This is a genomic window from Mycobacterium palustre (assembly GCF_002101785.1).
GTDB classification, from domain to species: Bacteria; Actinomycetota; Actinomycetes; order Mycobacteriales; family Mycobacteriaceae; genus Mycobacterium; species Mycobacterium palustre.
Genome location: NZ_LQPJ01000063.1, coordinates 1 through 3,368, shown reverse-complemented (window position 1 = coordinate 3,368; position 3,368 = coordinate 1). Strand labels below are relative to the sequence as shown.

Genomic DNA, 3,368 nt, shown 5'->3' with positions numbered 1-3,368 from the left:
CAACAGCACACCCGCGACCACACAGGTGGGGCCACTTTCGACCGCCCACCCGGGGCCAAATCAGGCTGTCACAGCCACCGGGCCCGGCACCGGCCGACAGCAGCGTCGAATGCACCTCAGGGGGCGACGCAAACCACAACGGAGCGATCATGATCGGTCGGCCCTGCCCTGGTCGATCACCAGCGAGGCGACGAGACGGAAACCAACGTTTATCACTGAGAGGCTCCTTTGGCGGATTAGATGAGCCTGCCGGTTATGTTAGGCTAACCTAATATCCTCGCCAAATTAGCGAAAGCCCCCGGTGCCGGGCGGGTCGGTGGGTCCTACCTCAACGACTCCGGCCTGCCCGCTGAGCCATGCTGCGTGCCCAGCGAACATCACAGACCGGTGCACAACGGTGGCTGTCAACCAAGCGACACAGATACGCCAGCCGCCACGTTTGTCCGGTCAAACGACGGCTCAACCAGTACCTGGATTAGACGATCAGTTTGACTGCCGTGATGAGTCGATTCTCGTGTCGGCACGGCAGCTGCAGCCTTGGTAACTAAGGCGCGGGACGCGCGCCGAATTTTCGGCATACGATCGCGCTACGAAACTCGTTGGCGCACAGCGTTGTATTAATAAGGCGAGGTTTACCGGCAGCTCTTTGTATTCGATTCCTGCATATTGCTCCAGCGCGACATCGCCGGGGAGGGCGACATCAAGGCGACCATCGCGTGCTAGATCCAGCACCCACCCACAGGCCCCGGTCAGTTGCGGGACAAACTGCCCAAATTCTGGAAACTGCAAGGCTCCTACACCATCCGCTATCCCACCAACAAAGGAAGTCCGCAACATTCTCGACACTCTCTCGGAATCGGCTGATGATGAACATCGCGCAGGACCGAACGGTCCCGTCGCAGATGTGGGGCCAATGGCAAACACCTGGCGGCCAGGTGACGGGTCTAGGCGATCGTGTAGTCGCTGAGGGGAAAGGTCGACGCTTCCCGGAGCGCGTTGCGCGTCGAGGTCGGCCGCAGAAGCACCGCTTCACCGGCGTGGTTGAAATAGTACGACCGCGACCTGGCGCAGTCACCGGCATAGAACACCGACTTGCCCAACAGCCGGGTCATCCGATCCAGGAAGCGCGCATTCGCCTCTTCGGTCACCTCGAAAATCGTTGCGCCCCGGCGCTTCACCTCGCTGAGCAGCCGGTCCATGTGCCGCATCTGGTACTCGATGGTGTTGAAGAACGACAATCCGGAAAACGCGAAAGGGCTGGCCAGGCTGAAATAGTTGGGGAAGTACGGAATGGACACCCCCTGATAAGCCTGGAATCTGGTGTCACGCCACCACTTTCCGAGGTTGCGGCCCTGGCGGCCCACTAGCTCGATGGCCGGGAAATTTGTGTCCCACAGGTCGAAACCAGTGGCCAGCACCAGCGTGTCGACGACGGTCTTACGCGCATCGGAGGTGACGATGCCGTCGGGCTCAATGCGCTCGATCGGGTTGGTTTCTAGGTGGACGTGTGCCTTGGTGAAGGCGCGGTAGTACCGATTGGACCAGGTGGGCCGCTTGCAGCCGAAGTCGTAGTCAGGCGTCAGTTTTCGGCGCAGCTCCTTGTCGCGGATCGACATCAACCGGTTGATCTTGGCGAGGTCGCCGGCGGCAATGTTCAGGCGCCGCGACCCCCGGTAATGCAGCACGCCGACCACGGTGATCAGTTCGAACAGGCCGTCGGTCAGCCAGCGCAAGGAGCGCTGCGCCAGGGGCACGCGGGCGAACAGCCGCTGCATCGCCGGTGCGAAGGCGAAATCGATCTTGGGCACGACATGGATAGGGGTGCGCTGGTAGACAGTGAGATCGGCAACCTTCGCGGCCAGTTCAGGAATGAGTTGCACCGCGCTGGCCCCCGTCCCGATGACCCCGACACGACGCCCGGCAAAGCTGTAGCCGTCGTCCCACGCGGCGGTGTGGATGACCTTGCCGTCGAAGGACGAAAGCCCGGGTATCTCCGGCGTGCAAGGTTGCGACAGGAAGCCGGTCGCCGTGATGAGCAATCGGGTGGTCACGCTGTCGCCGCTGGCCAGCGCGACCAGCCATCGGTGCGCGTCCTCGTCCCACTGGGCGCCCTCGACGGCGGTGTTGAACCGCATGTGGCGGTAGATGTCGTACTTGTTGGCGACATGTTCGGCATAGTGCTTGATTTCGGCGCCCGGCGCGAACAGCCGCGACCAGTTCGGGTTGGGCTCAAACCAGTACGAGTACGTGGTGGCCGGGACATCGACGGCCACCCCTGGGTAACGGTTAACGTGCTAGGTACCGCCGAGATCGGCCTCCCGCTCGAAGACAACGATGTTGTCATACCCGAGCCGTTTGAGCTGCAGTGCGGCACCAATGCCGCCGAAGCCCGCGCCCACGACGACTGCATCGAAACTCTCCATGATCGAAACTGCCCCCGTCAGAAGTCGATCCACTGCTGCCAATAGCGCTTCACGGCGATAAGGCCCCGCTCGCGGTCTTTGATGATACATCTATAGATGATTACTCCAGTGCGATACCCGATGGCCCCCGGCTAAGACCAGAAAGCTAAAATTCGGGACCCGCCCAGCCCTACATCGGTGCCTAAAAGGGCCGCCGCTGACTGCCGGGCATCATCCACCGCCGGCGCGGGTCGGTGCCGATGGCCGCGGGGCTGCGGGCATGGTTCCCAAAGTCCGGCTCTGCGGCAAAGCCAGGAATATCTTCGAAACGGAGTAGATTATCTATGTCAGCTACACCAGATACCCACGCACACGATCGGAGGTGGTAACCATGCTGATGTTCGACCCGTTTTTGCGCGACTTCGACCGCTTGACGCAGCAGTTGCTGGGCACCACGACCGGTACGCCTGCGCGTCCGGTGGTGATGCCGATGGACGCCTGGCGCGACGGCGATCAGTTCGTCGTGGAGCTCGACCTGCCTGGCCTCGACCCGGATTGTCTCGACATCCACGTCGAACATGACGTGTTGACCGTGCGCGCCGAACGACCCGCGGTCGCACAGGATGGTCGACAGTGGCTCGCGTGCGAGCGGCCTCACGGTGTCTTCAGCCGACAGATCCTGCTGGGCACCAGCCTCGACACCGGAAACATCACCGCCGACTACACCGACGGGGTGTTGCGGTTGACCATCCCGGTGGCTGAGCACGCCAAGCCGCGCAAGATCGCCATTGCGAACGGCAAGCAGCAGCAAGCCATCAACGCCTGAGCTGCCGGAGACCGTGACATCGGGTGCGGGTTAGTCGGTCTGGGACCGACAATCCGCACCCGCGAACACCGGATGCGTGTCGCACCGGGGAAGGTGTGTGCGGTTAGCCGGCCCACCGGGCAGTGAAGGCGGCCACCGAG

The 3,368-nt window shown here is 62.4% G+C and carries 1 protein-coding gene and 2 pseudogenes; 1 reads left to right on the top strand and 2 read right to left on the bottom strand.

All coding sequences use genetic code 11. The features are described 5' to 3' along the window. Nucleotides 1–76: 76 nt before the first annotated feature. Together AWC19_RS30375 and AWC19_RS05125 are read right to left on the bottom strand one after the other, a co-directional pair. Nucleotides 77–151: pseudogene (locus AWC19_RS30375) on the bottom strand (hypothetical protein); the annotation flags it as partial. A 793-nt stretch (nt 152–944) separates the two neighbouring features. Next, nucleotides 945–2,423, bottom strand: a pseudogene (locus AWC19_RS05125) (flavin-containing monooxygenase). Between the two features lie 361 nt (nt 2,424–2,784). Here AWC19_RS05125 and AWC19_RS05120 point away from each other — a divergent pair. Beyond that, nucleotides 2,785–3,228: an Hsp20/alpha crystallin family protein gene (locus AWC19_RS05120; RefSeq protein ID WP_085076999.1), complete on the top strand. Its 444-nt coding sequence runs from the start codon at nt 2,785–2,787 to the stop codon at nt 3,226–3,228. Nucleotides 3,229–3,368: the final 140 nt, after the last annotated feature.